This window comes from Brevibacterium ravenspurgense, assembly GCF_001584615.1.
Lineage (GTDB): Bacteria > Actinomycetota > Actinomycetes > Actinomycetales > Brevibacteriaceae > Brevibacterium > Brevibacterium ravenspurgense.
In genome coordinates, this window is the sequence record NZ_LQQC01000008.1 from 77,386 (window position 1) to 104,097 (window position 26,712).

The 26,712-nt window shown below is 63.2% G+C and carries 25 protein-coding genes; 7 read left to right on the plus strand and 18 right to left on the minus strand.

Going from position 1 to position 26,712, the window contains the following annotated elements; genetic code table 11:
* Nucleotides 1–135 precede the first annotated feature (135 nt).
* A complete protein-coding gene (locus Bravens_RS03490; RefSeq protein WP_256173176.1) occupies nt 136–1,071 on the minus strand; it encodes a 4-(cytidine 5'-diphospho)-2-C-methyl-D-erythritol kinase in 936 nt (311 codons plus the stop codon).
* An 85-nt stretch (nt 1,072–1,156) separates the two neighbouring features.
* Nucleotides 1,157–2,008 carry a 16S rRNA (adenine(1518)-N(6)/adenine(1519)-N(6))-dimethyltransferase RsmA gene (gene rsmA / locus Bravens_RS03495; RefSeq protein WP_062020332.1) on the minus strand — a complete coding sequence of 284 codons (852 nt, stop codon included), beginning with the start codon at nt 2,006–2,008 and terminating at the stop codon, nt 1,157–1,159.
* Nucleotides 2,009–2,033: 25 nt separating this feature from the next.
* Here rsmA and Bravens_RS03500 point away from each other — a divergent pair, with 25 nt between their 5' ends.
* Complete coding sequence (locus tag Bravens_RS03500) at nt 2,034–3,251, plus strand: class I SAM-dependent methyltransferase (RefSeq protein ID WP_062020334.1); 1,218 nt, start codon at nt 2,034–2,036, stop codon at nt 3,249–3,251.
* Between the two features lie 875 nt (nt 3,252–4,126).
* Here Bravens_RS03500 and Bravens_RS03505 read toward each other — a convergent pair.
* Nucleotides 4,127–5,788 carry a glycoside hydrolase family 3 N-terminal domain-containing protein gene (locus Bravens_RS03505; RefSeq protein WP_062020336.1) on the minus strand — a complete coding sequence of 554 codons (1,662 nt, stop codon included), beginning with the start codon at nt 5,786–5,788 and terminating at the stop codon, nt 4,127–4,129.
* Nucleotides 5,789–5,841: 53 nt separating this feature from the next.
* On the opposite strand from Bravens_RS03505, the gene Bravens_RS03510 reads away from it, so the two are divergent.
* The gene (locus Bravens_RS03510) at nt 5,842–6,672 is read left to right on the plus strand and encodes a sulfurtransferase (protein ID WP_062020338.1); all 831 of its coding nucleotides are present in this window, start codon (nt 5,842–5,844) and stop codon (nt 6,670–6,672) included.
* 133 nt (nt 6,673–6,805) lie between these two features.
* Nucleotides 6,806–7,945 (plus strand): glutamate--cysteine ligase, encoded by a 1,140-nt coding sequence (locus Bravens_RS03515; protein WP_062020340.1) that lies wholly within the window; start codon nt 6,806–6,808, stop codon nt 7,943–7,945.
* A gap of 57 nt (nt 7,946–8,002) precedes the next feature.
* On the opposite strand, the gene Bravens_RS03520 is transcribed toward Bravens_RS03515, so the two are convergent.
* From Bravens_RS03520 to glmS, 10 genes are read right to left on the minus strand one after another with little or no spacing between them, the layout of a single operon-like run.
* Entirely contained in the window at nt 8,003–8,536 is a 534-nt protein-coding gene (locus Bravens_RS03520; RefSeq protein WP_062020342.1) for an NUDIX domain-containing protein, read from the minus strand.
* Nucleotides 8,526–9,626, minus strand: a complete 1,101-nt coding sequence (tsaD, locus tag Bravens_RS03525; protein ID WP_062020344.1) for a tRNA (adenosine(37)-N6)-threonylcarbamoyltransferase complex transferase subunit TsaD — start codon at nt 9,624–9,626, stop codon at nt 8,526–8,528. Before tsaD ends, Bravens_RS03520 begins: the two co-directional genes overlap by 11 nt.
* Nucleotides 9,619–10,281: a hypothetical protein gene (locus Bravens_RS03530; protein WP_062020346.1), complete on the minus strand. Its 663-nt coding sequence runs from the start codon at nt 10,279–10,281 to the stop codon at nt 9,619–9,621. Before Bravens_RS03530 ends, tsaD begins: the two co-directional genes overlap by 8 nt.
* A gap of 2 nt (nt 10,282–10,283) precedes the next feature.
* Nucleotides 10,284–10,730: a ribosomal protein S18-alanine N-acetyltransferase gene (rimI, locus tag Bravens_RS03535; protein ID WP_062020348.1), complete on the minus strand. Its 447-nt coding sequence runs from the start codon at nt 10,728–10,730 to the stop codon at nt 10,284–10,286.
* A 43-nt stretch (nt 10,731–10,773) separates the two neighbouring features.
* A complete protein-coding gene (gene tsaB / locus Bravens_RS03540) occupies nt 10,774–11,562 on the minus strand; it encodes a tRNA (adenosine(37)-N6)-threonylcarbamoyltransferase complex dimerization subunit type 1 TsaB (RefSeq protein WP_062020350.1) in 789 nt (262 codons plus the stop codon).
* On the minus strand, nt 11,559–12,050 hold the full coding sequence (gene tsaE / locus Bravens_RS03545) for a tRNA (adenosine(37)-N6)-threonylcarbamoyltransferase complex ATPase subunit type 1 TsaE (RefSeq protein WP_062020352.1): 492 nt from the start codon (nt 12,048–12,050) through the stop codon (nt 11,559–11,561). The genes tsaB and tsaE overlap by 4 nt, the downstream gene beginning before the upstream one ends.
* Entirely contained in the window at nt 12,047–13,330 is a 1,284-nt protein-coding gene (alr, locus tag Bravens_RS03550; RefSeq protein WP_082791005.1) for an alanine racemase, read from the minus strand. Before alr ends, tsaE begins: the two co-directional genes overlap by 4 nt.
* 9 nt (nt 13,331–13,339) lie before the next feature.
* Nucleotides 13,340–14,800, minus strand: a complete 1,461-nt coding sequence (locus tag Bravens_RS03555) for a bifunctional ADP-dependent NAD(P)H-hydrate dehydratase/NAD(P)H-hydrate epimerase (protein ID WP_062020354.1) — start codon at nt 14,798–14,800, stop codon at nt 13,340–13,342.
* 42 nt (nt 14,801–14,842) lie between these two features.
* The gene (locus tag Bravens_RS03560; RefSeq protein ID WP_062020360.1) at nt 14,843–15,373 is read right to left on the minus strand and encodes a holo-ACP synthase; all 531 of its coding nucleotides are present in this window, start codon (nt 15,371–15,373) and stop codon (nt 14,843–14,845) included.
* A gap of 59 nt (nt 15,374–15,432) precedes the next feature.
* Nucleotides 15,433–17,298, minus strand: a complete 1,866-nt coding sequence (glmS, locus tag Bravens_RS03565; protein ID WP_062020362.1) for a glutamine--fructose-6-phosphate transaminase (isomerizing) — start codon at nt 17,296–17,298, stop codon at nt 15,433–15,435.
* 87 nt (nt 17,299–17,385) lie between these two features.
* On the opposite strand from glmS, the gene coaA reads away from it, so the two are divergent.
* Entirely contained in the window at nt 17,386–18,444 is a 1,059-nt protein-coding gene (coaA, locus tag Bravens_RS03570; RefSeq protein WP_062020364.1) for a type I pantothenate kinase, read from the plus strand.
* A gap of 93 nt (nt 18,445–18,537) precedes the next feature.
* Here the strand turns inward: coaA and Bravens_RS03575 are convergent, their stop codons facing one another.
* Entirely contained in the window at nt 18,538–19,371 is an 834-nt protein-coding gene (locus Bravens_RS03575; protein ID WP_062020365.1) for a MetQ/NlpA family ABC transporter substrate-binding protein, read from the minus strand.
* Nucleotides 19,372–19,539: 168 nt separating this feature from the next.
* Between Bravens_RS03575 and Bravens_RS03580 the strand changes: the two genes are divergently transcribed.
* From Bravens_RS03580 to Bravens_RS03590, 3 genes are all read left to right on the plus strand, one after another.
* A complete protein-coding gene (locus Bravens_RS03580; RefSeq protein ID WP_157452695.1) occupies nt 19,540–21,450 on the plus strand; it encodes an ABC transporter ATP-binding protein in 1,911 nt (636 codons plus the stop codon).
* A gap of 93 nt (nt 21,451–21,543) precedes the next feature.
* On the plus strand, nt 21,544–21,861 hold the full coding sequence (locus Bravens_RS03585; RefSeq protein ID WP_062020367.1) for a hypothetical protein: 318 nt from the start codon (nt 21,544–21,546) through the stop codon (nt 21,859–21,861).
* Between the two features lie 10 nt (nt 21,862–21,871).
* The gene (locus Bravens_RS03590; RefSeq protein WP_062020369.1) at nt 21,872–22,504 is read left to right on the plus strand and encodes a nucleotidyl transferase AbiEii/AbiGii toxin family protein; all 633 of its coding nucleotides are present in this window, start codon (nt 21,872–21,874) and stop codon (nt 22,502–22,504) included.
* A 68-nt stretch (nt 22,505–22,572) separates the two neighbouring features.
* Here the strand turns inward: Bravens_RS03590 and Bravens_RS03595 are convergent, their stop codons facing one another.
* From Bravens_RS03595 to rpsI, 4 genes are all read right to left on the minus strand, one after another.
* Nucleotides 22,573–23,034, minus strand: coding sequence for a hypothetical protein (locus Bravens_RS03595; protein ID WP_062020371.1), 462 nt, complete (start codon nt 23,032–23,034; stop codon nt 22,573–22,575).
* Between the two features lie 96 nt (nt 23,035–23,130).
* Entirely contained in the window at nt 23,131–24,492 is a 1,362-nt protein-coding gene (gene glmM / locus Bravens_RS03600; RefSeq protein WP_062020373.1) for a phosphoglucosamine mutase, read from the minus strand.
* A gap of 283 nt (nt 24,493–24,775) precedes the next feature.
* The gene (locus Bravens_RS03610) at nt 24,776–25,360 is read right to left on the minus strand and encodes a PDDEXK family nuclease (RefSeq protein WP_062020377.1); all 585 of its coding nucleotides are present in this window, start codon (nt 25,358–25,360) and stop codon (nt 24,776–24,778) included.
* A gap of 828 nt (nt 25,361–26,188) precedes the next feature.
* Nucleotides 26,189–26,656, minus strand: coding sequence for a 30S ribosomal protein S9 (rpsI, locus tag Bravens_RS03615; protein ID WP_050992952.1), 468 nt, complete (start codon nt 26,654–26,656; stop codon nt 26,189–26,191).
* Nucleotides 26,657–26,712 lie beyond the last annotated feature (56 nt).

Consider the following 26,712-nt stretch of genomic DNA (forward strand, 5'->3'; position numbering starts at 1 on the left):
CAGTCAGCGGCTGAGGCGTTTCAGCCGTCGTCTCAGTCTATTGGTCGCGGGCTTTGTTCAGCGGGGAGGTTCAGTGTTCGAGCAGACACAGTCTGCGGCAAGGCACAGCCCCACGCGAGCCGTAATCCTCAGCTCTCAGTCTTCAACTACGTGGGCTCCCGGTGCAGGGCCCGATGTGCGCACAACATTGCGCACGGACGTGCTGGCTTCGAGCATGACCGCAAGATCGAGTGCGTGAGTGTCGTCTTCGACGAGGAATGCAACCGTCGGCCCCGAACCGGACACGAGTCCCCCGAGAGCCTCGGCTTCACGGCCGGTTTCCAGCACCTCGCGCAGCTGGGGAAGCATGTCGCAGGCGGCGGCTTCGAGGTCGTTGTGGAGTGCCTCGGCCAGCTGGTGCGGATCCCCGGACACGAAGGCTGCGACCGCGGCCTCCGCATCGAGAGTCGGGCCCGGTGCGCGACCCTCGGCGCGCATCTGGTCCAGCCGACCGTAGACGTTCGGGGTTGACAGTTCGCTTGCCGAGGTTGCCAGCACCCAGTGGAACTGCGCATCGGACATGACGGTGGCGAGCTCGTCACCTCGGCCGGTGCCGATCGCGGTGCCGCCCATGAGCGCAAACGGGACGTCCGCCCCGAGGGTCGCTGCTGTGTCGTGGAGCAGCTGCGGGTCGTCCAGGCCGATCCACGCGGCGTAGGCCACGAGCGCTGCTGCGGCGTCGGCAGAACCACCGCCCATACCGCCGGCAACCGGCACGTTCTTGTCGATGGCAATGTCGACGGGGACGTGGGTATCTGTCGCCTGCGCGAGAGCGCTCACGGCCTTCCGGGCCAGGTTCCGGTCATCACAGGGAATGGATGACGAGGAGTAGGGGCCTGCCACTGTCACCTTCGGGTTGGCAGGGTCGTCGGCTTCTGTCAGTGCGATGGTTTCGCGCACATTGAGGGCGTGGAAGACGGTGACGAGGTCGTGGTAGCCATCGTCGCCAGCCTCGCCGACGCCGAGCATTGCATTGACTTTGCCGTGAGCGGTGGCCCGGATCATGTGGCTCCTCTGATTGCTTGAGTCCACACTATCGGCTGAAGCGGATTTGTCAGGTGGAACGGGGTTTTTGTCAGGTCGAGCGGGGCCTGTGCTTCGGCTGCTTCGGCGCGGGTCAGGCTTGCGCTTCGGCGCGGGCGAGCGCGATGAAGTCTTCGATCGCGAGGGTTTCGCCGCGTGCCTGCGGGCTGATGCCTGCGGCTTCAAGAACCTTCTGGGAGGCTTCTCCCCCGCCGAATACACCGCTGAGGGCAGCGCGCAGGGTTTTGCGACGCTGGGCGAAAGCCGCGTCGATGAGCGCGAAGACGCGGTCCCGCTCAACCTGGTCGGCTCCCGGCAGCGGCTGGGTGTGGCGGACGATCCGCACGAGTCCCGATCCGATGTTCGGTGCGGGCCAGAAGATGTTCTTCCCTATGTCAGAGCCTCGGGATACGGTTCCGTACCACTGGGCTTTGAGGCTGGGCACACCGTACACCCTGTTGCCCGGGCGGGCCGCCAGCCGGTCCGCGACTTCTGCCTGCACCATGACAAGCACATTGTCGATAGAAGGGAACTGCGCCAGGAAGTGCAGAAGCACCGGGACGGCCACGTTGTACGGCAGGTTCGCCACGAGTGCCCGCGGTTCGGCGGGCAGTTCAGTCACGTGCAGGGCGTCGCCGACCACCAGGTCGAACGCGGCGTCAGGACCGTGGAGTTCTTCTACTGTCCGCGGCAAGCGCGAGGCCAAAAGCTCATCGAGTTCGACGGCGACCACCGGGTGACCCGCCTCCAAGAGCCCCAGAGTGAGCGAGCCCAAGCCGGGCCCCACCTCGGCAACGGTGATGCCGGGTTCCAACTGTGCTTCGGCGACGATCATGCGCACCGTGTTGGGGTCGATCACGAAGTTCTGGCCGCGCTGTTTGGTGGGGCGCAGGCCCAGTTCCGCGGCGATCTCGCGCACAGTGCGGGCGGTCAGGAGGGTAGTCACGCTCCTAGCCTATAGGCTCGAGGGCATGGATCCTCAGACTGCCGCTGCCCTGCTCAACCCGGATGTGCTGGCTGTTCTCGACTCAATTGAGTACAGCCGCGCCGAGGAAATGCAGACGCAGCAGAGGCTGCGCAAGCAAGGGCTGGCACCGGAGGTTGCGGCGGCCGTTATGACTCAGGCGCAGCTGCGGGTTGAGGCGCGTGCCAAGTTCGGGCCGTTTGCCGATTCGATGCTGTTCACCCGCGACGGGCTGGGACAGGCCACCCGATTGCCGGTTGCTGCGATGCACGCCAAGCGGATGCACCGGGGTGGGCCTGGGCTGATTGCGGACCTCGGCTGCGGGATCGGGGCGGATGCTCTGGCTTTTGCCGGTGTGGGTGAGGCGTCCGTGTATGCGTGTGATGCTGACGAGGTCACCGCCGCGCTTGCCGCATACAACCTGCGGCCGTTTGATGCGGTTGCCGAACACGCCCGCGCGGAGGATTTCGATCTTGCTCGCGCTGATGCGCTGTGGTTGGATCCGGCGCGGCGCAGGGGGACGAACGCTGATGGTTCCGCGTTCCGTCTATCTGATCCGGAGGCTTTTTCGCCGAGTCTGTCCTGGGCGTTTGCGGCTGCCCGGCGCGTGCCGAGTGTCGGCGTCAAACTCGGTCCCGCTTTGGATCACGATCTTGTGCCGGACGGTTGGGAGGCGCAGTGGGCCTCGCACCGGGGCGATGTTGTTGAGGTTGCGCTGTTCCACGGCCGCGCTCAGGAACGTGAGGGACGAGCTGCCCTCATCATGGGTGACGAAGGCTCTCTGACGGTGACGGAAGCTGATCTGCCAGCGGACGAGGTGCCGGTCGCCGGCGTCGGCAACTACCTGTTTGAGCCGGACGGGGCTGTTATTCGGTCCGGCCTGGTGCAGGCTCTGTGCGGTCCGCTGGGTGCGCACAGGATTCATGAGTCGATTGCGTATCTGTCCGGCGATCGTCCTGCTGAAGGACCTGTTGCCCAGGCGGTTTCGCAGTACCGAGTGGAGGATGTTCTGCCCGCCGGGATCAAAGCCGTGCGGGGTGCACTGGCGGATCGCGGGATCAATCAGGTGGTCATCAAGAAGCGCGGCATGGACATTGACCCTGCCCAAGTCCGCCGCCAGCTGAAGCTGAGGCCGGCTAAGAAAGGTCAGCCGGCCAAGTCTGCTGTTGTCATCTTCACCCGAGCCGGTACGCAGCGCTGCGCCATCCTCGCCCACGAAGACTGAGGTCGCCGGCGCAGATTTGCGCGCTAATGCAGACTCACGCGTTAATGCGCTGCAACACAGCGCAAAACTGCATTAAAGCGTGAATCTAGACCGGCGGCAGGGCGAAAATGCGACGGCCACCGCAGCCCCACCCAACACAACCCCAACCAAACCAAACAGACGCGAAGACCGGCGCTCCACCTCGTCAGCAAGTGACGCAACGTTGCTGCGGGAAGCCGAGGCCGGCAGCCAGGCGACGCCAGATTTGCGCGGTAATGCAAACTTGCGCGCAAATGCGCTGCAACACAGCGCAAAACTGCATTAAAGCGTGAATCTAAGCCGGCGGCAGGGCGAAAATGCGACGGCCACCGCAGCCCCACCCAACACAACCCCAACCAAACCAAACAGACGCGAACACCGTAGCTCCACCTCGTCAGTCAGTAACGCACAACTGCTGCAGGAAGGCACCGCAACCAGCCAGACCACGCCAGACTTACGCTTTAATGCAAACTCACGCGCAAATGCGCCGCAACAAAGCGCAAACCTGCATTAAAGCGTGAATCTGCGCCAGTTGGAGGAGCACGAGGTGGAGGGCCGGTCTGACTGGCAACTCCGGACCGGCTGCGGGAGGGTGTTGCAACCAACCAGACCAAGCCAGATTTGCGGGCTAGTGCAGATTCACGCGCTAATGCGCCACAACAACGCGCAAACCTGCATTAAAGCGTGAATCTAGGCCGGAGGCAGGGCACGAGGTGGAAGGCCGGGCTGACTGGCAACTCCGGGCCGGGGGTCTGCCTCGGCAGCCAGATTTGCGCGCTAATGCAAAGTCACGCGCTAATGCGCTGCAACAAAGCGTGACTCTGCATTAAACCGTGAATCTAAGCCAGAGTCCGCGGCTAGCCGCACTTGGGTGGTTTTACGCCTGAAACCTTGATCGGCATCTGCGCGGATGCCTCAAGTTCGCCTGCCAGATAGTCGGCAACGGCGTTCATGGCGTATTCGGTGTCGGCGTACGTGACCAGCACGGTGTCCGCGTTTCCAGCAGCCGAAGCGACCTTCCACGGCCCACCCATACCGATAACAACATCCGCACCACCGGACGAACTTTCAGTTCCGTCAACCAACTTCACGCTCGTACCGCCACCGGCCTCAATGCCGTGTTCCGTCAAAGCTTTCTTCAGCGCCTCGGCAGCAGCCGGCGGGCCGGAAATCGACACGCTTTGTACCGGTTCGGCTGAACAGCTTCCGGCCAGAACGGTGAGGGATTCGCGGCCGACCTCGTTGAAAACATCGTCCGCCGGCTTCTGGCCGCCGGCCTCACCAGCGCCTTCGCCAGCACCGTCACCGCCGCCGTCACCGCCAGCGCCCTCACCGGAACCGGCCTCGCCAGCAGCCCGTTCCTGCCACAGACTCATGGCAACAACGCGCTCAGCCTTGGCTCGCATGTCCTTTTCAGACAGATCGCCTGAATCCACTGCCTTCTTCACGGCCTGCACAGCAGCATCCAGATCAGGTGGCATGAGCGCGAGGTCCGCCCCGGCTTTCAGCGCTTCAACAGTCTCCTGACCTGCGGGAACACCCTTCGTAATGGCTCCCATGTTGAGCCCATCGGTCACCGCAACCCCATCAAAGCCAAGCTCATCCCGCAGCGCTTCATACACCTCAGGGTTGAGCGAAGCCGGTTTGTCACCGGCCCCGGCAACCCGCATGTGCCCCACCAAAACAGAAGGCACACCGGCTTCGATTGCCGCTTCGAACGGCTCCCATTCGGTGTGGCTGTATTCCTCAAGAGTCTTCTTCGATTCGGGCAGATCAACATGCGAATCAACTGTCAGCTGCCCGTGGCCCGGAAAGTGCTTGGCACTCGATCCAATACCAGCCGCCAGATACCCTTTGACGGCCGGTTCAACCGCACCGACAACAGTCTCCTGACTGCCGCCTGCCGCACGAACATTGACTGCTGGGTCCTTCTGCCCGACCGTGACATCAGCAACCGGCGCCCAGTTGATCGTGAATCCCAAATCAGCCAACTGCGCACCCTGTGCTTCCATCGCGTCCTGGGTCAGTTCAGCGTCTCCAGCCGCTCCGAAAGCCATAAGAGGCGGAAAGCTGTAAGCGGCAGATTTCAGCCTGGCCACCGGCCCGCCTTCCTGGTCAACGCTCAGCTGTACGGGCCACGCACGCTCCCCCGCGGCTTCCCGCAAAGCACCCGTGTAATCCTTCACGCCCTCGGGCCCAGCACCGTCCGGCAGGTTGTAGCCCATGACGATCACCCCGGCCAGGCTGTTCTTCTTGACCATCTGCCCGGCAACCGCAGGGTCCACACCGTCATACGTGCCCATGATCGTCGCGCCGACCAGCTGGTCGGCACTCATCTTCTGGACGATCTCGCGGGCTTTCTGCCGGTCTTCTTCACTGACCCCTGACGAGGCGGAGGCTGTCTCTTCTGCCGTGCTCGGTTCCGCTGGGGTCGGCGAGGTGGGCTGGCCCTGCCCCGAACATCCTGCAAGAACCAGGACGCTTACGGTCAGTGCAGAAATGAATCTAAGCGCGCGCATCTGTGAGAGTCTAGTGGGACTGGCTGTTGTCCGTATGAACAAAGGATTGCCGTATGTCGCTCATCACCGCCGATGCGCTCAAAGCCGCTCTTGCTGACGCAGATGCCGCAAGCCGTACCGTCATCCTCGACATCCGTTGGACCCTGCCGAAGCCCAACGGGGCTGACGACTACGCTGCAGGGCACATTCCCGGCGCCCAGTACGCCGACCTCGACACCCAGCTGTCGGGAACATCGGATGACCCCACTTTGGGCCGCCACCCGCTGCCGGCCCCAGCCGACCTGCAGGAGACCATCCGCGCGTGGGGCATCACTCCTGATTCCACTGTCGTTGTGTACGACGACAACAGCTCCTTAGGTGCCGCTCGCGGCTGGTGGATTCTGCGTTGGGCGGGCCTGCAGGATGTGCGCGTGCTCGATGGAGGGCTGAACGCTTGGAAGGCCGCCGGCGGTGAGCTTTCAACCGAAACCCCGCAGCCAGCACCGTCTGACATCACGATCACAACTGGGACGATGCCGACCGTCGATGCCGACCAGGCTGCAGCGACAGCAGCACTGGGCACGCTCATCGACGCGCGTCCGTCGGCTCGCTTCCGCGGCGAAGATGACTCCATGGATCCGCGCGCAGGCCACATTCCCGGCGCTCTCAACCGCCCGGCCACCGAGAACTACCGCAACGGAGCACTGCTGCCGCAGGAGGAACTCGCAGCCCAGTTCGCGGATCTCGGCGCGGACAACGGTGCGGTGGTTGCCTACTGCGGTTCTGGCGTGACGGCGTGCAGCAACATCTTGGCGCTCGAGCAGATCGGGGTGCGGGCTTCCCTGTACTCCCCCAGCTGGTCCGGGTGGTCGGCCGATGAATCCCGCCCAGTCGCCAAAGGCTGAAGGGCTGCCAATCCACCTGCTCTCCAAGCGCGCCAAAGGCTGGCGCTCACTTCACCAACCGCACGACAGGACAGCCTGTCCGCCCAGCGCACAGAAAACCAGCGTTACCTGCTGGTTAGATTAGGATGTCCGCATGCTTTCTTTTGCCTCGTCCCCTCAGTCGACACTGGGAGCGGAATGGGAACTCGCGATAGTCGATGCCGAAGACTTCTCTTTGGCATCCCGCGCCCCTGAAATCCTCGAGGCGCTCAAAGCAGAGGGCACGGATCACCTCCAGGGCAAGATCGTGGGCGAAATGCTCACGAACACCGTCGAAATCGTCAGCGGGGTGCAGACTGACGTTGCCGGCATCACGGCTGATTTGAGCGAGTCTCTCGATTACCTGCGAAGCATCCTGGCACCTCGTGGGCTTGATGTTCTGTCCGCCGGAACCCACCCCTTCTCCCCCTGGTGGGAACAAGAAGTCACACCGGCCTACCGCTACGAAGAGCTGGTCAACCGCACCCAGTGGTGGGGCCGGCAGATGCTGATCTTCGGCGTGCACACCCACGTGGGCATTGCCAATCGCGATCACGTCATGCCGATTGTCCGCGCTCTCATGGCCTATGTCCCGCATCTGGAGGCCGTCAGCGCATCCAGCCCCTACTGGGCCGGCCACGACACGCACTACGCCTCTAACCGCGCCATGCTCTTCCAGCAGCTGCCCACGGCCGGCCTGCCGTTCCAGCTGAAGAACTGGGACGAATACGAGGACTACATCGGCGACATGCTGCACACCGGCGTGGTCGATTCCATCAACGAAATCCGCTGGGACATCCGCCCGGCACCGGGTTGGGGAACCGTCGAGATCCGCGTGTGCGACGGCATCCCGACCATGGCGGAGCTGGCGGCCGTGACGGCCTTCGTGCAGTGCCTGGTTCACGACATGTCGCAGCGCCTGGACCGCGGCGAAGAGCTCAACTTCATGCCGGACTGGTTCCACCGCGAAAACAAGTGGCGCTCAGCTCGCTACGGCATGGACACGATCATCATCGAAAACGCCGCCTGCGACGAACGTCTGGTCACGGACGTCATTGCTGACGAGGTGGAGCGACTGGCCCCGATCGCTGAGGAACTCGGGTGCTCGGCTGAGCTGGAATCGATGCTGTCGTTCGCGCGTGTGGGAGCCTCCTACCAGCGGCAGAAGAAGGTATTTGAAGAAACCGGCCGTATGGAAGACGTTGCCGGTCTTCTGGTTGAGGAAATGCGGGCCGGAAAACCGGCTGGCTGGTAGGCCCGCCGGTTGGCCGGTCAGTTTAGGCTGTGCCTGAAGCCGAACTGAACGTCAGCCTTACTCAGCGGCATGCTGGCGCAGCACCTGCAGCAGCTCCGGCCATGCGGCGGCAAAGCCCGGATGAAGTTCGTAGTCGGCGACCGCGCCTAGCGGCACCCACCGCAATTCAATGCTTTCGGCATCCGCTACGTGAGCCTCAAGCCTCTGCGTGACCTGCGTGATGACCGTCGTGTAGGCCCATCCGTCTTTGTCCACCCGGTACTCGCCGATGACCGTTATGCCTTCGCCGTTTGGTCCGGGCACACCGGTTTCTTCCCAGCATTCGCGGATCGCACCCTGCTTAGGTGTTTCGCCTTCGTCGAGCGCACCGCCGGGGATTCCCCACGTGCCGCCCTGGGCTGACCACACGGCGCGGTGCTGCAGCAGAACTCCGCGGTCGGGGTCGTGGATGAGCAGACCGGCTGCGCCGAACAGACCCCAGAAGCGTCCCTGCGGTGTTTCCACCCAGCCGTCACCGGTGCGGCGCTGCTGCCGCAGGTGTTCTTCCGGTGGGCGTGAGTCGCGAGCGCTGGCAGGACCTTCAGACGACAACCTGGTCAACCTCCAATGAACTTGTCACACCGAAATCCGGTGCTGAGGGCTGTTTTCCGCGGACGACCACGTGTGCACCGAGTGCTGCCATCATTGCCCCGTTGTCGGTACACAGGCTCAGCGGCGGGATGAGCAGGGAAATGCCCTCATCGGCACAGCGCCTACTCAGCTTGTCGCGCAGACGGCGGTTGGCGGCAACTCCCCCGCCCAGCAGCACCCGGTTGATGCCGGTGTCTTCGCAGGCCAGAAGGGTTTTGCGCACCAACACGTCGACCACGGCCTCTTCAAAGGACGCGGCGATGTCAGCCAGGCGCACGCGCTGGGATTCAGGCTTGGCCTTCTCGGCTTCAACAGCCCGCAGCGCCGCGGTCTTCAGACCGGAGAACGAAAACGCGTAACGACGTTCGGGGTCGCGCAGGTCTTTGGCCGTCATGAGTCCGCGCGGGAACTTCACAGCCGTCGGGTCACCCGGAACGCCGTCATCAAAACCACCCGCGGCGGCCTTTGAAATGTTCGGCCCACCCGGATAGTCAAGACCAAGCAGGCGGGCCGTCTTGTCGAAAGCCTCGCCCGCGGCATCGTCGATTGTGGAGCCCAGAAGCTCAATCCCGTCCACCAGGTCGGTGATCTTGAGGATTTCCGTGTGCCCACCCGACACGAGCAGAGCGATAGTCGGCAGTTCAAGACCGGAGCCGGGCTCCGCCTCGTCAGAGGAAGTGTCCAAAGTTGCGGCAGCAACGTGACCGGCCAGGTGGTTCAGCCCGTACAGGGGTTTGCCGGTGGCAGCGGCGAGCCCCTTAGCCGCGCTGACCCCCACCATGAGCGCACCGGACAGACCGGGGCCCGCGGTGACGCACAGCGCGTCAATATCATCGAGTGTGACACCCGCGGTTTCCAGGGCCTGGGTGAGCGTCGGAGCGAATGCCTGCACGTGGGCGCGCGATGCGACTTCCGGCACCACCCCGCCGAAGCGCACGTGTTCGTCCATGGATGAGGCCACCGTGTTCGCCAACAGGGTGCTGCCGCGGACAATGCCGACCCCGGTTTCATCGCACGAGGTCTCAATGCCCAGGATGAGCGGCTCAGTCATCGTCGCCGTCATCGCCTTCCGGAGCCTGCGCGGAGCCGGTCTGCACGGTTTCGGCGCCGAATTCGTCGACTGCCAGCTGGGTGTAGCGGGCGTAGAGTGCGGCTTCGCTTTCGGATCCGGTGAGATCGGCGGCAGCGAAAGTGCCGGCCAACAGGCGCAGGTGCGTATCCCACACCGGGCCGACCTGCGGAATGAGCTGGGCGGCTTCTTCGTCAGATGCGTAGGTGTGGGCGGCTGTCACGGTCACGCTGGGGTGATCGCTTGACTGTGCGCCGGCCTGGCCGGGTGCAGCTTCTGACAGGCGCAGGCTGATGCGGCCAAGCCCGCCGAGTTCCACCAGCACGTGGTCGTCTTCGACGCAGGACAGCACGTGGGCCGTCAAGGGGCTTCCCTCAAAGTCGAACTCGATTGCGCTGACATCCGAGGCGCCGCCGGCTTCCGCGCCGTCGCTCACCTCCGCGGCACCACTGGCTTCCGAGGTGCCCTCACCCTGATCAGCGTCGTCGTCTTGGACTGGGTGGAAGGGGGCGAACCACAGCGCACATTCCATAGGACTGGTGATGCGCTTCCACACGGTGTGGAGGTCGGCGCTGATAGCTGTTTCGAGCACAAGGTCTGTGCCGTCTTCCCACTGTGTGATGGATGCCGAAATCATGCTCACAAGCCTAGCAACGACGCCCGCATAACCAGCGCGTCAGCGCCCGTGTAATAGCCGGGCCGGGTGTGCAGCACAGTGAAGCCGAACGCCTCGTACAGGCCCAGAGCGGCAGTGTTGTCACTGCGGACGTCGAGGTACACCGCTTCGACCCCACGGGTGCGGGCAGTATCCAGGAGGGATTCCAGGAGGAGGCGGCCGGCACCTCGGCCGCGGATGTTCGGGTGGGTGGCGATTGTGAGGATCTCAGCCTCTTTGCCGCTGATGCTCAGGCCGGCGAAACCGGCCAGGCCCTGCTGCGTGTGGGCCGCGATGAGGAACACCGTTGGGCTTGCCGCCTGCGTCCAGAAGAAGTCTTCGCTCCAGGCGTCCGGGCCGAAGATTTCGCGGTCCATTGCGGCGGCGGTGGGAATGTCCCACCACTGCAGCGGGCTCAGTGTGACGGTCATAGCTGCTGGGCGTTTGCGTGTTGGCCGGTCAGGTGCGGTGCGGTCAGCGGCCGGGCAGCGGTTTGGCGTCAGGTTCGCGAAGGTACAGCGGGATGGGCTCCAGCTGCTCGCGTCCGGCGGCTTCCGTGCGGGCGGCGATCCGGGCGATGTCAGCCGCGAGCGCTTCTGTCGGGAACCGCGGATCGGGTGCGCCGAGCACGTCAGGGTAGAGCTCAAAACCGGCGCCGATGCGGAGGACGGCCGGTTCTGTCGAGCCCGGTTCCGTGGGACTTGATTCTGTTGGTCTCGGCTCGCTGCTTTCGGCCGCCAGGCCCTTGAGTTCGGCGAGGTCGGCGGGTTTGGCCACGTCGGGACCTGCAGCGAGGACCGGCAAGCCGTCCTCGTCGAGTCCTGCGTATTCAGCCCAGTAGACTTCGCGGCGGCGAGCGTCCGAGGCAACCAGGATCCGCACGGTGTCGACGTCTTCACCGTCAGCACGCAGCTGTTCGTACACCGCGAGTGCCAAACCGTCGTGCGAACGCACGCCCACTGTCCGCAGGCCGCGGCCCACGGCAAAGCCGAGGCCAGAGGCGATGCCTGCGCGCATACCGGTGAACGGTGCCGGCCCCACGCCGACGGCCACGAGTTCGGGTTCAGGCGCCTGCTTCAGCACATCAGTAAGTGCCTGGCCCAGAAGTTCAGCGTGACGGCGAGCGCGTGACTGCGCCCATTCGGCGTCAACACGGTCATCGGCGACAACCGCGACGGAGGCCGCGGATGACGTATCGAGCGCGACGACAACCGGCTGTTTCGCGCCAGCACGCGGGGTTGTGCTGGGGTTGTGGGCGGTCACTGCATGGCCTCCTTCACACGCGCCAAACGGCTCGTCCAGGATCCACCGAAGCCCTGCAGAGTCGCTGTGCGCTGACCGGATTCCGGGTCGGCGGAGTCCGGCCTGGTCAGGGTGATCTCCAGGTGATCGTCGGCCAGAGATTCGGCCATACCGGCGCCCCATTCGACGACGGTGACGACTTCGTGCTGTTCGGAGTCGAGGTCGAGGTCATCAAGTTCCGCGGCGTCTTCTAACCGGTAGGCGTCAACGTGGACGAGCCCCGGACCGTCGCCGACCGAAGGGTGTTCGCGGGCGATGATGAAGGTCGGTGAGGACACGCGCCCGCGCACGTTGAGGTGCGCGGCAAGCGACTGGGTGAACGTGGTCTTGCCCGCCCCGAGACCGCCGGTGAGGATGATGAGGTCCCCCGCCCGCAGCTGGGGTGCGAGTGCCGCTGCGAGTTCAGCCGTGCGGGCCTGATTGCGCAGCTCAATGTCGATGCGGCTCACGCGGTTTCCCCGCTTTCGCTTGGCTCTCCGACCGCACGTCCCGTCAGCACCCTCTCAACGCGGCTGCCGATTCCGGTGACGATTTCGTAGTTGATGGTCCCGCCCCATGCGCCCCAGTCGGCTGCGGTGGGCTCGCCGGAATCGCCGGGGCCGAAGATGGTCACTTCGTCGCCGATACTCACGTCGGAGTCCAGGCCGACTTCCACCACAATCTGGTCCATGGCGATGCGGCCCACCTGCCGGTACTGGCGCCCGCCGATGAACACGCGCGCGGCGTTGGATGCCGAGCGGGGCAGACCGTCGGCGTAGCCGCCGGCCACCAGCGCAAAGCGGGTGTCGGCCTCGCACGTGTAGGTCAGTCCGTAGCTGGCATGGCTGCCGCGGGCGACGTCCTTAAGCGCTATGACCTGCGATTTCAGCGTCATGGCCGGGCGCAGGCCCAGGCTTTCCGGAGTGCTGCCGGCAAAGGGGCTGAGCCCGTAGACGGCCAGACCTGTCCGCACGGCGTGTGCGGTCAGAGTGTCCGGTCCGGTGCCGATTGTCAGTGCCGCCGGTGAGTTCGAGGCGTGGACGATGAGTTCGTCCGGGTGTCCCAGGTCTGGCTGGGAGAGCAGGAAACCGCGCAGCTTCGAGATCTCTTCGGTGAAGATGCTGTACTGGTGGTCGGTGAATTCGCTTCCCGGCTCATCGGCAACCGCCAGGTGGGTCATGGCGCCAACAATCTTCAGACCGGCGCGAACATCGTCATCCAGCTGGGCCACCTCGCGAAGGAAGCCGTCAAACTGGCGCTCGGTCATCCCACCGCGGCCCAGCCCGGAGTCGATCTTGATGTGGATGCGCAGCGGGTTGTCTGCGCTCTTCCGAGCCGCTTCGACGATGAACGGCAGCTGTTCGGCCGCGCTGATGCCCGCTTCGATGTTCTTCTGGGCAAGCTCTGCAAAATCCACACCGATGGGCATGAGCCAGCACAGAACAACGGTGTCGGCGGCACCTTCGAGCCCTTCGGCAGCCAAGCGCTCCAGAAGGTCGCGCACCTGCAGGGCTTCCGGCACGGTGGCGGTGCCGATTCGGCGTATTCCGGCTTCGACCAGCACGGGAACAACATTCGTGATGCCGTGACCGTAGGCGTCGGCTTTGACGACGGGGATGACATCAGCTTCGCCCGCGTGTTCTCGCAGCACTGCGAGGTTGGTGCGGATGGCGTCACGGTCGATGAGCGCTTTCAGCAGCGACGGACCGTAGGCCGTTGTGGGCAGGAGATCAGATGACGTTGGGGACACGCCTTGATCCTAACGCGCACGTGCTTTCAGCACAGCCTGTTCCACTGCTCGCGGCAGACCGGAAGCGTGTGTGGCAGACTTACCCGCCCTCCCGTGGAGCAGGACCGCGGCTGCCGCGGTCACGGCTGTCACACCGGGCTCGAGGTGCCCCTTGGCTGCCGCTCTTTCTGCCAGGAGCGCTGCGAGCACCCCCGTGAGAACGTCACCAGAGCCTGCTGTTGCGAGGTTTGCTGAACCGGCCGGCGGCAGGTGGACGGTGCCGTCGGGTTCTGCGATGACGGTGCGGTGGCCTTTGAGCAGAACGACCGCGTCGAGTTCGCGGGCGGCAGTGCGGGCCCAGCGCAGCTGATCCTGTTCGATCTGGCTGCGCTGAACGCTGTGGCCGCGTGCCTTGAGCAGCCTTTCGAGTTCACCGGCGTGGGGCGTAATGATGCTGCCTGCCGGCAAGCGTTCGGGTAGGTGGTCAAGTGCTCCGGCATCGGCGATGACGGGCTCGCCGCTGGAGAACGCGGCTTCAGTCCTGTCGCTGCCCGGGCTTCCGGGGCCGACGGCCCACACCTGCACACGACCGTCGGCTGCCACGGCTTCCGGCACGTGGGACGTGACAGCTGAGCGCAGCCGTTCATCGCCGGTGATGCGCACCATTCCCGCGCCGGCGGCCACCGCCGCGTTCGTGCACAGAACAGCAGCCCCCGGATAGTCAGCGGAACCGGCACAGATGCCGACGACACCTCGGGTGTATTTGTGATCCTCACCCGTCGGCGCTTTCACGAGTTCGCGCAGGTCACTGCGCTTGTACACCCACGCATCCGGCACGGTGTCCGAAAAATCCAGGCCGATGGGTGCAAGAACCACACGGCCAGAGGCCCGCGCCCCGGCACCCGTGAACAGGCCGGTTTTGAGCCCGCCGAACGTGACAGTCCAGTCGGCCTGCACGGCAGCCTGGGCGCTGCGGCCGGTTGAAGCGTCAATGCCGGTGGGCACATCGACCGCCACCGTGATCTGCCCTTCTGAGCGGGCGGAACTTGCCTGCCATACGCGAATGAGCCGCACAAGGTCCTCCGGCAGCTGCGGTTTCGCACCCGTGCCGAAAACCCCGTCGATGACCAGATCAGCGGCACCCAGGTGGCTCGGAGCCTGGGCAATGTCAACCCGCCGGCAACCGGCGCTGAGGGCGGCGGCCAGTCCCGCCGCGTGCGGTGTGCCGAGGGTGTGCAGGAGGGTGACGGCGGCACCTCGGCGGGCAAGGTCAGCAGCCGCAAACAGAGCGTCCCCGCCGTTGTTGCCGGGCCCGGTGAGAACAGCCACGCGGCGGCCGTAGACGGTTCCGCCGCCCAAACGCAGAACCCGGCGGCACACGGCAGCCAGTTGGCCTGCGGCCCGGCGCATGAGCCTGTCGCCTTCACCGGCTTCCAGCAGCGGGGCTTCGGCCTGGCGGATCTGCTCACCGGTGTACGCGGGGCGGGGCATCGTGATTCCTGTTCTGCTTAGGTTGAACGTCGTTCAGCTGGTTCAGCTGGGGTTCTTCCGGCGGGCTTCCTCGCGCATCCGGTTGCGCTCTTCGCGCCTGGCTGCAACATCGGCGCGGAACTGGGCGAGCGCGCGATCGTGTTCTGCCGTTCCGGGCACGGGAGGTGCCGGCTGGTCGACGGGCGGAGACAGTGACGGTCCGCTGCCTTCGACAATGACGTAGGTGATGGTGCGGTCGCCGTCGTGCGTGATCGACAGGTGCACGTGCTCACCGCCGCGCTTGCGGAACATCTCGAGCACCCAGCCGCTCAACCGGAAAGACGGGGCACCGGAGAAAGCCGAGACCACCTCGGCCTCCTGCCACGGAATGATCTGCGGGAACTGCAGAGCCTTGACCAGCGCCTCTTTTGCCGAGAAGCGGGCGGCGAGGCTTTCGGGGCTGCGCCGCTTGCCGTTCTTCTTCAGCTGTTCAGCCGGAGTGAGCAGGCGGTCCAGAAGTTCGGGCACCCGCTCAATGTGCTCCTGGAACCGGGGAACGTCGGCAATGTCAACGCCGATGCCGATGATGCCCACGACTGCTCTCTCCTTACTGGTCTCGTGTGCGACCGGCCTTGGGCCGCTTTATTCGACTCTTATTCGACCGTGACCGATTTCGCGAGGTTGCGCGGCTGGTCGACGTCCAGGCCCTTGGCCTGAGCCAGCTCCATCGCGAAGATCTGCAGCGGCACCGTGGTCAGCAGGGGCGCCAGCAACGTGGTGGTGTTGGGCACGTAGATGACTTCGGAAGCGTACTCGCGCACCGCCTCGTCACCCTGTTCTGCAATGACGATCGTGTTGGCTCCGCGTGCCCGGACCTCCTGAATATTGGAGACCACCTTGGCGTGCAGCGAATCCCGGCCGAAACGGCTGGGCACGATGATGATGACAACCTGACCTTCGTCGATCAGTGCGATGGGGCCGTGCTTGAGTTCTCCGGCTGCGAAGCCTTCCGCGTGGATGTAGGCGAGCTCCTTGAGTTTGAGCGCACCCTCCATGGCCACGGGGAAGCCGACGTGACGGCCGAGGAACAACACGGACGGGGTGTCTGCCAGGCGCTTGGCCAGGTCCGTGATCTGCTGGGAGTCATCGTCCAGGAGCTGCTGGACCTTGCTGGGGATGTTCTGCAGTTCGTCCAGAATCAGCTGGATTTCGTCGCGGTACTTGTTGCCGCGCAGCTGCGCCAGGTAGAGGCCCAGCAGGTAGCAGGCCACAATCTGGGACAGGAACGCCTTGGTGGATGCCACAGCGATTTCCGGGCCGGCGTGCGTGTAGAGCACAGCGTCGGATTCACGCGGAATCGTCGAACCGTAGGTGTTGCAGATGGCAACGACCTTCGCACCCTGGTGGCGGGCGTGGCGCAGCGCCATGATGGTGTCCATCGTTTCGCCGGACTGCGAAATCGCCACCACGAGGGTCTTTTCGGACACGATCGGGTCGCGGTAGCGGAATTCGTGGGCCAGTTCGACCTCAACCGGGATGCGGCACCAGTGTTCGATCGCGTACTTGGCGACCTGACCGGCGTAGGCGGCTGTACCGCAGGCTACGACGATGATCTTGTCGACGGACTTCAGCACGGATTCGTCAATCCGCATCTCATCCAGCGTGAGGCGGCCTTCCGTGTCGAAGCGGCCCAGGAGTGTGTCGGCGACTGCCTGCGGCTGGTCGTGGATTTCCTTTTCCATAAACGACGTGAAGCCGCCCTTGTCCACGGTTGCCGGGTCCCAGTCGATTTCGTATTCGGTGCCTTCGACCGGGTTGCCGTCGAAGTCCATGATGTCGACGGAGTCAGCGGTGATGGTCACGACTTCGTCCTGGCCGATCTCAACGGCGCGGCGGGTGTAGTCGATGAACGCTGCGACGTCCGATCCCAGGTAGTTCGCGTCTTCGCCCAGGCCGATGACCAGCGGCGAATTGCGGCGGGAGGCAACAACCGTTCCAGGCATGTCAGCGTGGACGGCCAGCAGGGTGAAAGCACCTTCCAGCTGGTTGGAGGTTCGTCGCATGGCCTCGGTGAGGTCACCGGTTTCACGATAGTTTTTGGCCAGCTGATGGGCTGCGACTTCCGTGTCGGTTTCGGAGGCGAATTCAACGCCGTCTTTCAGCAGCCGCTCTTTGAGTGAGGCGTAGTTTTCGACGATGCCGTTGTGGATGAGCGCCAGGCGACCGTCGTCAGCCAGGTGGGGGTGGGCGTTTTCATCAGTCGGCGCACCGTGGGTAGCCCAGCGGGTGTGGCCGATCCCGGTTGCGGCTTTCGGCAGGGGGTGTTCGGCAAGCTCATTTTTGAGGTTGTCGAGCTTTCCGGCTTTTTTCGCTGAGGCCAGCTGGCCATCCTCGGTTACGAATGCGACGCCCGCGGAATCGTAGCCGCGGTACTCCATTCGCTTAAGGCCTCCGACGGTGACGTCTTCAGCGGTGATCTGGGCGTTCGGGTTTCCGACGAATCCAACAATTCCACACATAGACTTCAATATTAACGCGCGGCGGTGCCGTAAGCTGGATTTCGCCGCCTGAGTGAATGCTGAGCGAAACGAGGATCTGCAGCACCTATGGAACACAGCGACGCCACACCGTTCGTTCGATCCAGCGACCTCGACCCCGCTCGTCTGCTCGCGGGTCTGCGTCCGCACCAGAAGCAGAGCGGGCAGTCCATTGCCTCACCCTTTTGGAGTTTTGACCGCACCACGTGGTCCGAACTCGCTCAGGCCACTCCCCTGCCGCTGACGGCGGCTGACGTAGAGCGTCTGCGCGGTAAGGGTGAGCGCATGGACACCACCGAGATCGAAGAGATCTACCTACCGCTGTCGCGGCTGCTCAACCTGTACGTTTCAGCCCGCCGCAAGAAGCACAGGCTCACGCGGGAGTTCTTTGCTCCTCTGCGCGCCAGCGGTCACGACCCGGCCCCGCAGCACATTCCGTTTGTCATCGGTGTGGCCGGTTCGGTGGCCGTCGGAAAGTCCACGACGGCGCGTGTTCTGCGCGAAATGATGGCCCGCTGGCCGGACACCCCGAAGGTTGAGCTCGTCACCACGGATGGGTTCCTGTTTCCCAATGCAGAACTTGCCCGCCGTGGTCTGACGTCGCGAAAGGGATTCCCGGAGTCCTATGACCGACGGGCGCTTATGCGCTTCCTGTCCAAGGTCAAGTCCGGTGCAGAAGAAGCACGCGCTCCCGTCTATTCGCACCACACTTACGACATTGTTCCGGGTGCTGAAATCACGGTCCGTTCACCAGATGTGCTCATTGTCGAAGGGCTCAATGTTCTGCAGCCGCCCAGGCCGCGCGCTGACGGCAAAGTGGGTATGTCCGTCAGCGACTACTTCGACTTTTCCGTCTACGTCGACGCGGCTGCCGGTGATATTCGCCAGTGGTACATCGACAGGTTCATGGAACTGAAGTCGGGTGCTTTCACCCAGCCGGATTCATACTTCCACCGCTATTCGGAGCTGACGGAAGACGAAGCACTCACCCTCGCCGGTGAGATTTGGGATTCGATCAACGCTCCCAACCTGCGGGAGAACGTTGCCCCATCGCGTGGCCGGGCCGATTTGATTCTGACGAAATCGGCCGACCATTCAGTACGCCGGATCCAGCTGCGCAAACTGTAGTCAGTTCGCACTGCTGAACCCGGCGTCTGGTGGGCCGAAGCCCGTGTGGTTTTGAAGTCCTCTGAGGGGCTTACCCCCTCAGAGGTGTGTGAATCAGAAAGCGGGGATCACCGCGCCGTCGGTCCACTTGTCTTCGATGAACTTCTTCACTTCTTCTGAGTGCAGGAGTTCGTCGAGCTTCTTGATGGCTTCGTTTTCTTCGTCACCTTCGCGAACTGCGAGGAAGTTCGCGTAGGGGTTGTTCTCAGCCGATTCCACGAGGATCGAGTCTTCGGTGGGCGACAGTCCTGCTTCCAGGGCGTTGTTGCCGTTGATGATCGAAGCGTCGGTGTCTTCAAGGGTGCGTGCCAGCTGTGCAGCGTCGGCTTCCTTGAACTCAAGGTTCTTCGGGTTGTCCTTGATGTCCTTGATGGTGGCGGTGGTTGCGTCCTTGCCGTCAGCCAGCGTGATGACGCCTTCCTTGGCCAGCATGTCAAGGGCACGGCCCTGGTTGGCCGGGTCGTTGTTGATGCCGACGGTGCCGCCCTCGGGCAGTTCGTCAACCGACTTCACCTTCTTGGAGAACAGTGCGATCGGTTCGATGTGCACGCCTTCGAATGCGTAGAGCTTGTAGCCCTGGCCTTCGACTTCTTCGTCCAGGTACGGCTTGTGCTGGAAGTAGTTGGCGTCGAGGTCACCGTCGACGAGCGCACGGTTGGGCAGCGCGTAGTCGGTGTACTCCTTGACCTCGATGTCGAGGCCGGCTTCTTCTGCCAGGTTTTCGTCGACGTAGCGCAGGATGTCACCGTGCGGGACCGGGGAAACTCCAACGGTCAGCTTGGTGATGTCGCCGTCTTTCTGGCCGACTTCCTGGTTTCCTCCGCCTGCACCGCAGCCGGTGAGGATCAGGCTTGCGGCGGTGGCAATAGCTGCGATGCGCAGTTTCATATGTGCAGTCCTTCTGACGAGTGTGCTTGTGTTGTCGGCAAGTTTCTCACTCTGCGGACAGCTTTCACGCGCTTTTCGTCATAAAGCTCCATATGACGAGGCGGCGCTAGACTTCCCGTGCTCCCTCCTGTCCTGGTTCAGGTCAGGGAGCGTGGTGAAAGGAGCATCGTGTCGAACTACTCCCCCATGGCGATTCTGCACAGGACGACAGCCAGTCAGCGCACCAAGGGGCGTCCGGCCCCGGAGGTTGACCGGGCTGCCCTGCGGCGCATCGGCGGTTTTGCGGCTCGGCACAAGACCAAACTGGTCCTGTTCATTCTGCTCTCGGCAGTATCAGCCGGTGTTGCTGTGGCCACCCCGGTGTTGGCAGGCCGGGTGGTCAATGCCATTACCGCTGGTGGGCCAGTGAATCTGATTGTCGGCATCGCAGTTCTCATGGGTGTGCTGGCGCTGGCCGATGCGGCATTGACGATTGTGTCGCGCTATCTTTCGGCCCGCATTGGCGAAGGCCTGATCTTTGATCTGCGCACCGCGGTTTTTGATCACGTGCAGACTCTGCCGGTGGCGTTTTTCAACCGGACCCGCACGGGTGCGCTGATCTCCCGGCTCAACAACGACGTTATGGGTGCGCAGCGAGCTTTTTCCAACACGCTGTCCGGGGTTGTGACGAACATTGTGTCGCTTGCGCTGACGGTCGGTGTCATGGTTGCGATTTCGTGGCAGGTGACGGTGCTGTCGGTGCTGCTCCTGCCGATTTTCTTGGTGCCTGCCCGTTTCATTGCCGGCCGTTTGGCGTCGCTGCAGTTTCAGGCGGCGGATCTCAACGCGGCCATGTCGACCCGCATGACGGAGCGGTTCTCCGCTGGTGGTGCGACCCTGGTCAAGCTGTTCGGCAGCCCGCAGAAGGAGTCGGCGGAGTTTGCTGACCGCGCCGGTCGGGTGCGCGATATCGGTGTGCGCACCGCCATGCTGCAGGTGACGTTCCTGGCCGCTCTCACACTTGTGTCCGCTCTGGCTTTGGCGCTGGTCTACGGGGTCGGCGGTATGCAGGCGGTGGCCGGTTCGCTCGATGCGGGCAAGGTTGTCACACTCGCGCTGCTGCTGACCCGCCTGTACACACCGCTGACGATGCTGGCGAATGCGCGCATGGACATCACGTCTGCAATCGTGTCGTTCCAGCGGGTGTTCGAGATTCTTGATCTGCGCTCCACCGTGCAGGAACCGGAATCCCCCAAGCCTCTGCCGGCTGGCCCTGTCTCTGTTGAGTACCGTGACATTTCATTCCGCTACCCCACTGCCGCCGAGGTGTCTCTCGCCTCTCTTGAAGAGGTCCCGGTTCTTGACGGCCGGGAGTCGTCCGAGGTGCTGCACGGACTGAACATTTCCGTTCCGGCTGGTCACACGGTCGCCCTCGTGGGTTCATCCGGTGCTGGAAAGTCGACGATCGCATCTCTGCTGCCCAGGCTGTATGACGTGACAGAAGGCGCTGTTGAACTGTCCGGTGTGGATGTCCGCGATTTGAGCTTTGACGCGCTGAAATCGACCGTCGGCATGGTCACGCAGGACGGCCACCTGTTCCACGAGTCGATTCGCGACAATCTGACGATCGCCAAACCTGATGCAACGGATGATGAGCTGCGTTCCGCTATGGAACGCGCACGCCTGTGGCCGGTTATCGACGCCCTGCCCGATGGGCTCGACACCGTGATCGGTGAGCGCGGCTACCGGCTGTCCGGCGGTGAACGCCAGCGGCTGACAATTGCTCGTCTCCTGTTGGCCGAACCTGCTGTGGTGGTGCTCGATGAAGCTACGAGTGCTCTCGATTCAACGAACGAGGCAGCTGTGCAGCACGCCTTGAACGAAGCCATGACCGGCAGGACCGCGTTGGTCATCGCCCACCGCCTGTCGACGGTGCGTAGTGCCGATCAGATCATCGTCATTGAGGGCGGCCGGGCTGTTGAGCGCGGTACCCACAGCGAACTTCTGGCGCAGAACGGCCGGTACGCGCAGCTGTACACAACCCAGTTCGCAGACCAAGAAGAGTCAGAAGACTCAGCCGGCGGCACCTCGGGAGACTAGAGCAGCCCGCGGTCATTTCCTGGCAGAGAATCTTGAAGCTGCGAGTTGGAGAAAACGGTAGGCTGAAAGGATGAACAGCCGAAGGGAGCAGTCATGGAACGAGTGCGGTTCCGGGATCTGAAACCGTACGAGGTCGTTGACAGTCTCGATGACTTGAAAGGGCCGCCGCAGGGCACCATACGCCTGCCCATCTGGGTTCGCTGGGTGGACGACGGCGATATTGACGTGACTGATCCCGGCGGGGTGCGCTTGGCTTACCAGGCTCTGCTTGCAGAAGGCACCGCTGAAATCCAAGCACAGCTGATCAACAAGGACAGACTGCTGCGGGTATGGCCACACCTGAGCTTGGATTCCCGTGTACGCGATCTTTGGGAAGATCGCTTTCCTCAGCTGAAGCGTGTGAATGTGTAGCCGAGAGGCGATGCAGCGCGATGTTGCTCGCATTGCCCTGAACGATGCCGCCGACTCTGGGTTCGCTTTGGCTGGGTCGGGGGCTATTCGTGAGCACGGTCTCACTCAGCGACCTACAGCTGATGTAGACCTCTTCACTGTTATGTCAGCGCAAGACAAGTTCAGCACCGCTGTCGAATCGATTCGCGAGCGTTTAGAAGAAGCCGGCTACGAAGTCGACGTTCCCCGGCAGAGCGAGTCATTCACTCGAATGGTTGTTTCGTCGCACCTCGGGCTGCAAACTGAACTGGATCTGGGTATCGACTGGCGTGAGCGTGAGCCAGTGGCACTGGAAGTAGGTCCTGTTCTTGCTGTCGAAGACGCGGTCTCCAACAAGATTTTGGCTCTTTACTCGCGTGGTGAAACAAGAGATTTTCTCGATGTTGATTCAATACGCGGATCTGGGCGATACACCGACCGGGAGCTGCTGGAAATGGCTGCGGCGTCTGATCCAGGATTCGATGAATCGATGTTTGCGGAACGCCTTGAGATGGCGGACCGAATCGAACCTTTCGAAGTGGCCGGCTACGGCGTGAGCACAACGGAACTCGAGGCAGTAAAGAATCGCTGTAAAGACTGGGCTCAGCACATTAAACGGATATGAACGCAGGAGCTCGCCAGACGGTTGGGGGCTGGACAAAACCGTTAGGTTGATCCCGAAAACCATAAACCTCACACATCGATTGAGGTGACTGTGCCTGCCCGCAGAAGGAGCGACCACACGAGCAGGAAGATGAGCGCTCCGACTGCTGAGCACAGAAACGTTGAGACTGCGACGATCAGCCCGTTTGTCAGCCACGGGCCGGTGAACACGTACAGAATCACCGGGCTGGCGAAGGCGATGAACAGGGCCGTCATTGCACTCCACCGGGCAGGTTTGCCGGGGTCAGCCACGTAGCCCGCCCGCACAAGGCCGGTGAGGAACGCCCCAACCGTGGCAATGCCGCCGAGCACCGCGAAGGACGAAGTCAGCACACCGAACATCCACCACAGGCCAGACGAACCCGACGTCGCTCGGGCCACGAGGCTCAAGCCGACAATGACGACGGTGCCCACCGCTGTCGAGGCGGCAGCCGCCAGCCCGGCGGGCAGACGCCCGTAGAGGACCTTCGTGTTGTCTGCGCTCTTCTTCACTGTGTGCTCACCACCGGGACCGCCGGCCGAGGTGCCGGGGCACTCGGGCTAGGTGCCGCACTGCTGAGCGGCCCCGGTGCGGGGAGCTGAACGCGGTCAGAGGGCAAGGTGCTGCTTGACGCAGTCAGCCAGGCGTTCCGCCTGCTTCTGCGCTTCGGCTTCGGTTTCGGCCTCGACCATCACACGGATAACCGGTTCGGTGCCCGAAGCGCGCAGCAGGACGCGGCCGCTCTTGCCGAGTTCGGATTCGACGGCAGCGACTTCTGCCTGAACTGCCTGATCGTCAGTGCGGGTTTTGTCGACTCCGCGGACGTTGATGAGCACCTGCGGCAGCTGCGGGATTTCCGCTGCGAGGTCGGCCAGTGTGCGACCGGTTGATGCGACGCGGTTGATCAGGTGAAGGGCTGTCAGCACGCCATCGCCGGTGGTGCCGTGGTCAAGCATGAGCACGTGACCGGACTGTTCACCGCCGAGCACGTGCCCGCCGGCCAGCATGCCTTCAAGCACGTAGCGGTCGCCGACCTTCGTCTGCACGTCCGCGATGCCAGCCTTCTCCATGGCGAGCTTGAGGCCCAGATTCGACATGACGGTGGTGACCAGTGTGTCATTCTTCAGGGTGCCGGCTTCCTTCATACCCAGAGCCAGGATGCCCATGATCTGGTCGCCGTTGACTTCGCGACCGAGCGCATCAACCGCCAGGCAGCGGTCAGCGTCACCGTCAAACGCAACGCCGAGGTCAGCTCCGTTGTCGACAACGGCCTTCTGCAGCGGACCCAGGTGGGTAGAGCCGACACCGTCGTTGATGTTGAGGCCATCCGGACTTGCGGCAATGACCGTGACATCCGCACCGGCCTGACGCAGTGCCGCAGGGCCGACGACGGATGCCGCTCCGTTGGCGCAGTCGACGACCACACGCAGTCCCTGCAGCGGAGTGGGTGTGTCACCCAGAGTCGATACGAGGTGTTCGGTGAATTCGTCTGCCGCTGCCGCGTACGGCTTGATGCGGCCGACGTCCGCACCGGTGGGACGATCCCAGTCGGCGTCGAACAGTTCAAGGATTTCGTCTTCCGCAGCATCGTCGAGTTTGGTGCCGCCGGGGCCGAAGAATTTGATGCCGTTGTCCGGCATGGGGTTGTGGCTGGCTGAGAGCACAACACCGAAGTCAGCGCCGGTTTCCTTCACGGCGTGCGCAACACCCGGGGTGGGCAGAACACCTGCGTTCCACACGTCAACACCGGTCGAGGCGATACCGCCGGAAATTGCTGATGCCAGGTAGTCACCGCTGATGCGGGTGTCGCGACCGACAATCGCGAACGGACGCTTGCTGCCCGTGCCGTAGCGTTGCTCGGGCCTGCCGAGAACTCGACTGCCTGCAACACCCAACTGGAGAGCGAGTCGAGCCGTGATGTCCTTGTTGGCCAGACCGCGAACGCCGTCCGTACCGAAAAGCCTGCTCATAGAACCTCCTGTTTTGGATCGCATTCATTCTACGTTTACGAAGCTGAGCACCCGGTCAGATGGGCACGGCGTGTGGTGAGAACACGACGCGGGCCCAGCGGCACCTCGCGCCCGGAAAGCACAAGACCCCCGCACCGAGGTGCGAGGGTCTTGAAAGCCTTCTTGAGCCCAGCCTTCTTGCGTTCGGGAACGCAACGCTTCTGATATGGCTAGATGTCTTGGTTTGGGACTATTACGCGTGCAGCTGCGCGGATAAGAGGCCGAAACCCGAACAAGTCGCAAGCTAGGGCAGCACCACGCCGACTTGCCGCAGCAAACTCGCCAGTCGTCCCGGAACAATGACATCCCGCCATTCGATGCGCAGAAACCTGTAGCCCATGCGCCGAAGCTGTTCTTCACGGCGTTTTTCTTTTCGGTAGACCTCCGGCGACACACTGCCATTCGGGTCTTGGTACTTAGCCCACCCGTCGAACTCGACAATCAAACCCCAGTGCTCCAAAAAGAAATCCACCCGCGGCCGGTATGACTCACCGGGCAGGGGGAACGACACTTGCTGCGCTATTTTCCACCGCGAGTCCTCCGGACAGCACCTGAAACCCAGCTCATAAAAACGAAAGTAGGCAAGTGCCTCACCTGCGGATTCCGACAATCCGCGCATCTCTTTAAGCCAACTCAACATGGTGACCGTCCGCCTGCCCGCCGAGCACTCCTCAAACTGGCGAAATACTTCAGCCAACTCATCAATGACGACATGGAACCGATCGGCGGAAGGCACACCCGAGGCCCGCCCATGAGCCCGGAAGCGAATGTGTCGATCGGCGATGGCAAAGCCCTCGGCTCCGCCGACATCCCGGAGCAGGTCGAACATCGTCCAATCTGCACTCACTGCTCGTAGCTCAGGCAGAGCGCTCACCGGCGAAGTAATGTGCTCAGCAGGAATTGCTCGTTGGCGATGTATTCGGTGAGTCCGTGAGAAAGGTCGTTCCGGACCGCTTGTCTGTAAGCGCGCTGGAGGATCAGTGGGCAGTTCCATGCCCCAAAGCACAGCCGCGGTAGCGTGACTCAAGATCGCCTGACCTGAATGCCCAAAGGCCACCGCCCAACCCGCATGATGGGCTAGCTTCCGCAAATAGACTGACGAGCCCTCGTCGGACAACAGTTCAGGTCGGTCTACAAAACACGCAAAAGCTCTGTGTGCCTCTTGTTCGCACAATCGCTCGACGGCATAAACACCCCTGGCCAATCTACTGAGACAGCATCCAACTGCACGAGCTGCCTGATGCGCCATTGCACCAGCAGGAAGGGCACTGACCACAAAGACATTGTTCATGCGTCCCAGACTGCTGGTCGACGAACCCCTGGGAAAGACCAGACCGCGCAGCTGTGGACAAACAGGTCATCTGTTTAAAAGCAGCTAAACCCGAACGGCCTGAGTAAACATCGAGGTCGGACGCGCATTTCTAAACTTAAGCACGGAATCGGGAGCGTCTGGTCCACAGCTGAAGGCACTCAAGTGCGCCGGAAATGACACGGAGTTGTCCGGTTTCGGGCCCGATGTCCGCCTACCTGCACGGACAACAAACAGAAAACCGAACAAGTCCCCCGCAACGCCAAAAGGCCCGCGCACCTTGCGGTACACGGACCTTTGGAGCAGGCACTGCGTGCCCCAAGCCGGATCTGCCCTGGCGGGCGAAGATCAGCGCTTGGAGAACTGCGGAGCCTTGCGAGCCTTCTTGAGACCAGCCTTCTTGCGTTCGGGAACGCGAGCGTCACGCGTGAGGTAACCGGCCTTCTTCAGTTCAGGACGGTTGTTTTCACGGTCGATTTCGTTCAGCGAACGGGCGATGCCCAGACGGACAGCGCCGGCCTGGCCGGAGGGGCCACCACCGGCAATGCGCACGAAGACGTCAAAACGGCCTTCGAGGTCAAGCAGGCGGAAGGGTTCGCGAACGAGCTGCTGGTGCATCTTGTTCGGGAAGTAGGCTTCAAGGTCACGACCGTTGATCTTCCATTCACCGGTGCCGGGGACCAGGCGGACGCGAGCGACAGCGCGCTTGCGACGGCCAACGCCCTGGCCGGGAGCGGTGAGCGATTCGCCGCGGCCACCGGCCACGGATTCGCCGAGACCAGCCGAAGCCGGGGTTTCGGTCGAGTACGACGTCATTTCGACGTCCTCGTTCAGGTTCTGGTTGTCAGCCACGATTCTCCTCGGTTAACTGA

Excerpts from the sequence above, each read along its gene's own strand:
- Bravens_RS03555 (WP_062020354.1), bottom strand. The coding sequence starts at position 14,800 with ATGCCCCGCCCCGCGTACACCGGTGAGCAGATCCGCCAGGCCGAAGCC.
- Bravens_RS03505 (WP_062020336.1), bottom strand. The coding sequence starts at position 5,788 with ATGCGCGCGCTTAGATTCATTTCTGCACTGACCGTAAGCGTCCTGGTT.
- Bravens_RS03510 (WP_062020338.1), top strand. The coding sequence starts at position 5,842 with ATGTCGCTCATCACCGCCGATGCGCTCAAAGCCGCTCTTGCTGACGCA.
- Bravens_RS03515 (WP_062020340.1), top strand. The coding sequence starts at position 6,806 with ATGCTTTCTTTTGCCTCGTCCCCTCAGTCGACACTGGGAGCGGAATGG.
- glmM (WP_062020373.1), bottom strand. The coding sequence starts at position 24,492 with ATGAGCAGGCTTTTCGGTACGGACGGCGTTCGCGGTCTGGCCAACAAG.
- Bravens_RS03585 (WP_062020367.1), top strand. The coding sequence starts at position 21,544 with ATGGAACGAGTGCGGTTCCGGGATCTGAAACCGTACGAGGTCGTTGAC.
- Bravens_RS03530 (WP_062020346.1), bottom strand. The coding sequence starts at position 10,281 with ATGATTTCGGCATCCATCACACAGTGGGAAGACGGCACAGACCTTGTG.
- Bravens_RS03575 (WP_062020365.1), bottom strand. The coding sequence starts at position 19,371 with ATGAAACTGCGCATCGCAGCTATTGCCACCGCCGCAAGCCTGATCCTC.
- coaA (WP_062020364.1), top strand. The coding sequence starts at position 17,386 with ATGGAACACAGCGACGCCACACCGTTCGTTCGATCCAGCGACCTCGAC.
- tsaD (WP_062020344.1), bottom strand. The coding sequence starts at position 9,626 with ATGACTGAGCCGCTCATCCTGGGCATTGAGACCTCGTGCGATGAAACC.
- rimI (WP_062020348.1), bottom strand. The coding sequence starts at position 10,730 with ATGACCGTCACACTGAGCCCGCTGCAGTGGTGGGACATTCCCACCGCC.
- rpsI (WP_050992952.1), bottom strand. The coding sequence starts at position 26,656 with ATGACGTCGTACTCGACCGAAACCCCGGCTTCGGCTGGTCTCGGCGAA.
- Bravens_RS03590 (WP_062020369.1), top strand. The coding sequence starts at position 21,872 with ATGCAGCGCGATGTTGCTCGCATTGCCCTGAACGATGCCGCCGACTCT.
- Bravens_RS03610 (WP_062020377.1), bottom strand. The coding sequence starts at position 25,360 with ATGTTCGACCTGCTCCGGGATGTCGGCGGAGCCGAGGGCTTTGCCATC.
- glmS (WP_062020362.1), bottom strand. The coding sequence starts at position 17,298 with ATGTGTGGAATTGTTGGATTCGTCGGAAACCCGAACGCCCAGATCACC.
- Bravens_RS03500 (WP_062020334.1), top strand. The coding sequence starts at position 2,034 with ATGGATCCTCAGACTGCCGCTGCCCTGCTCAACCCGGATGTGCTGGCT.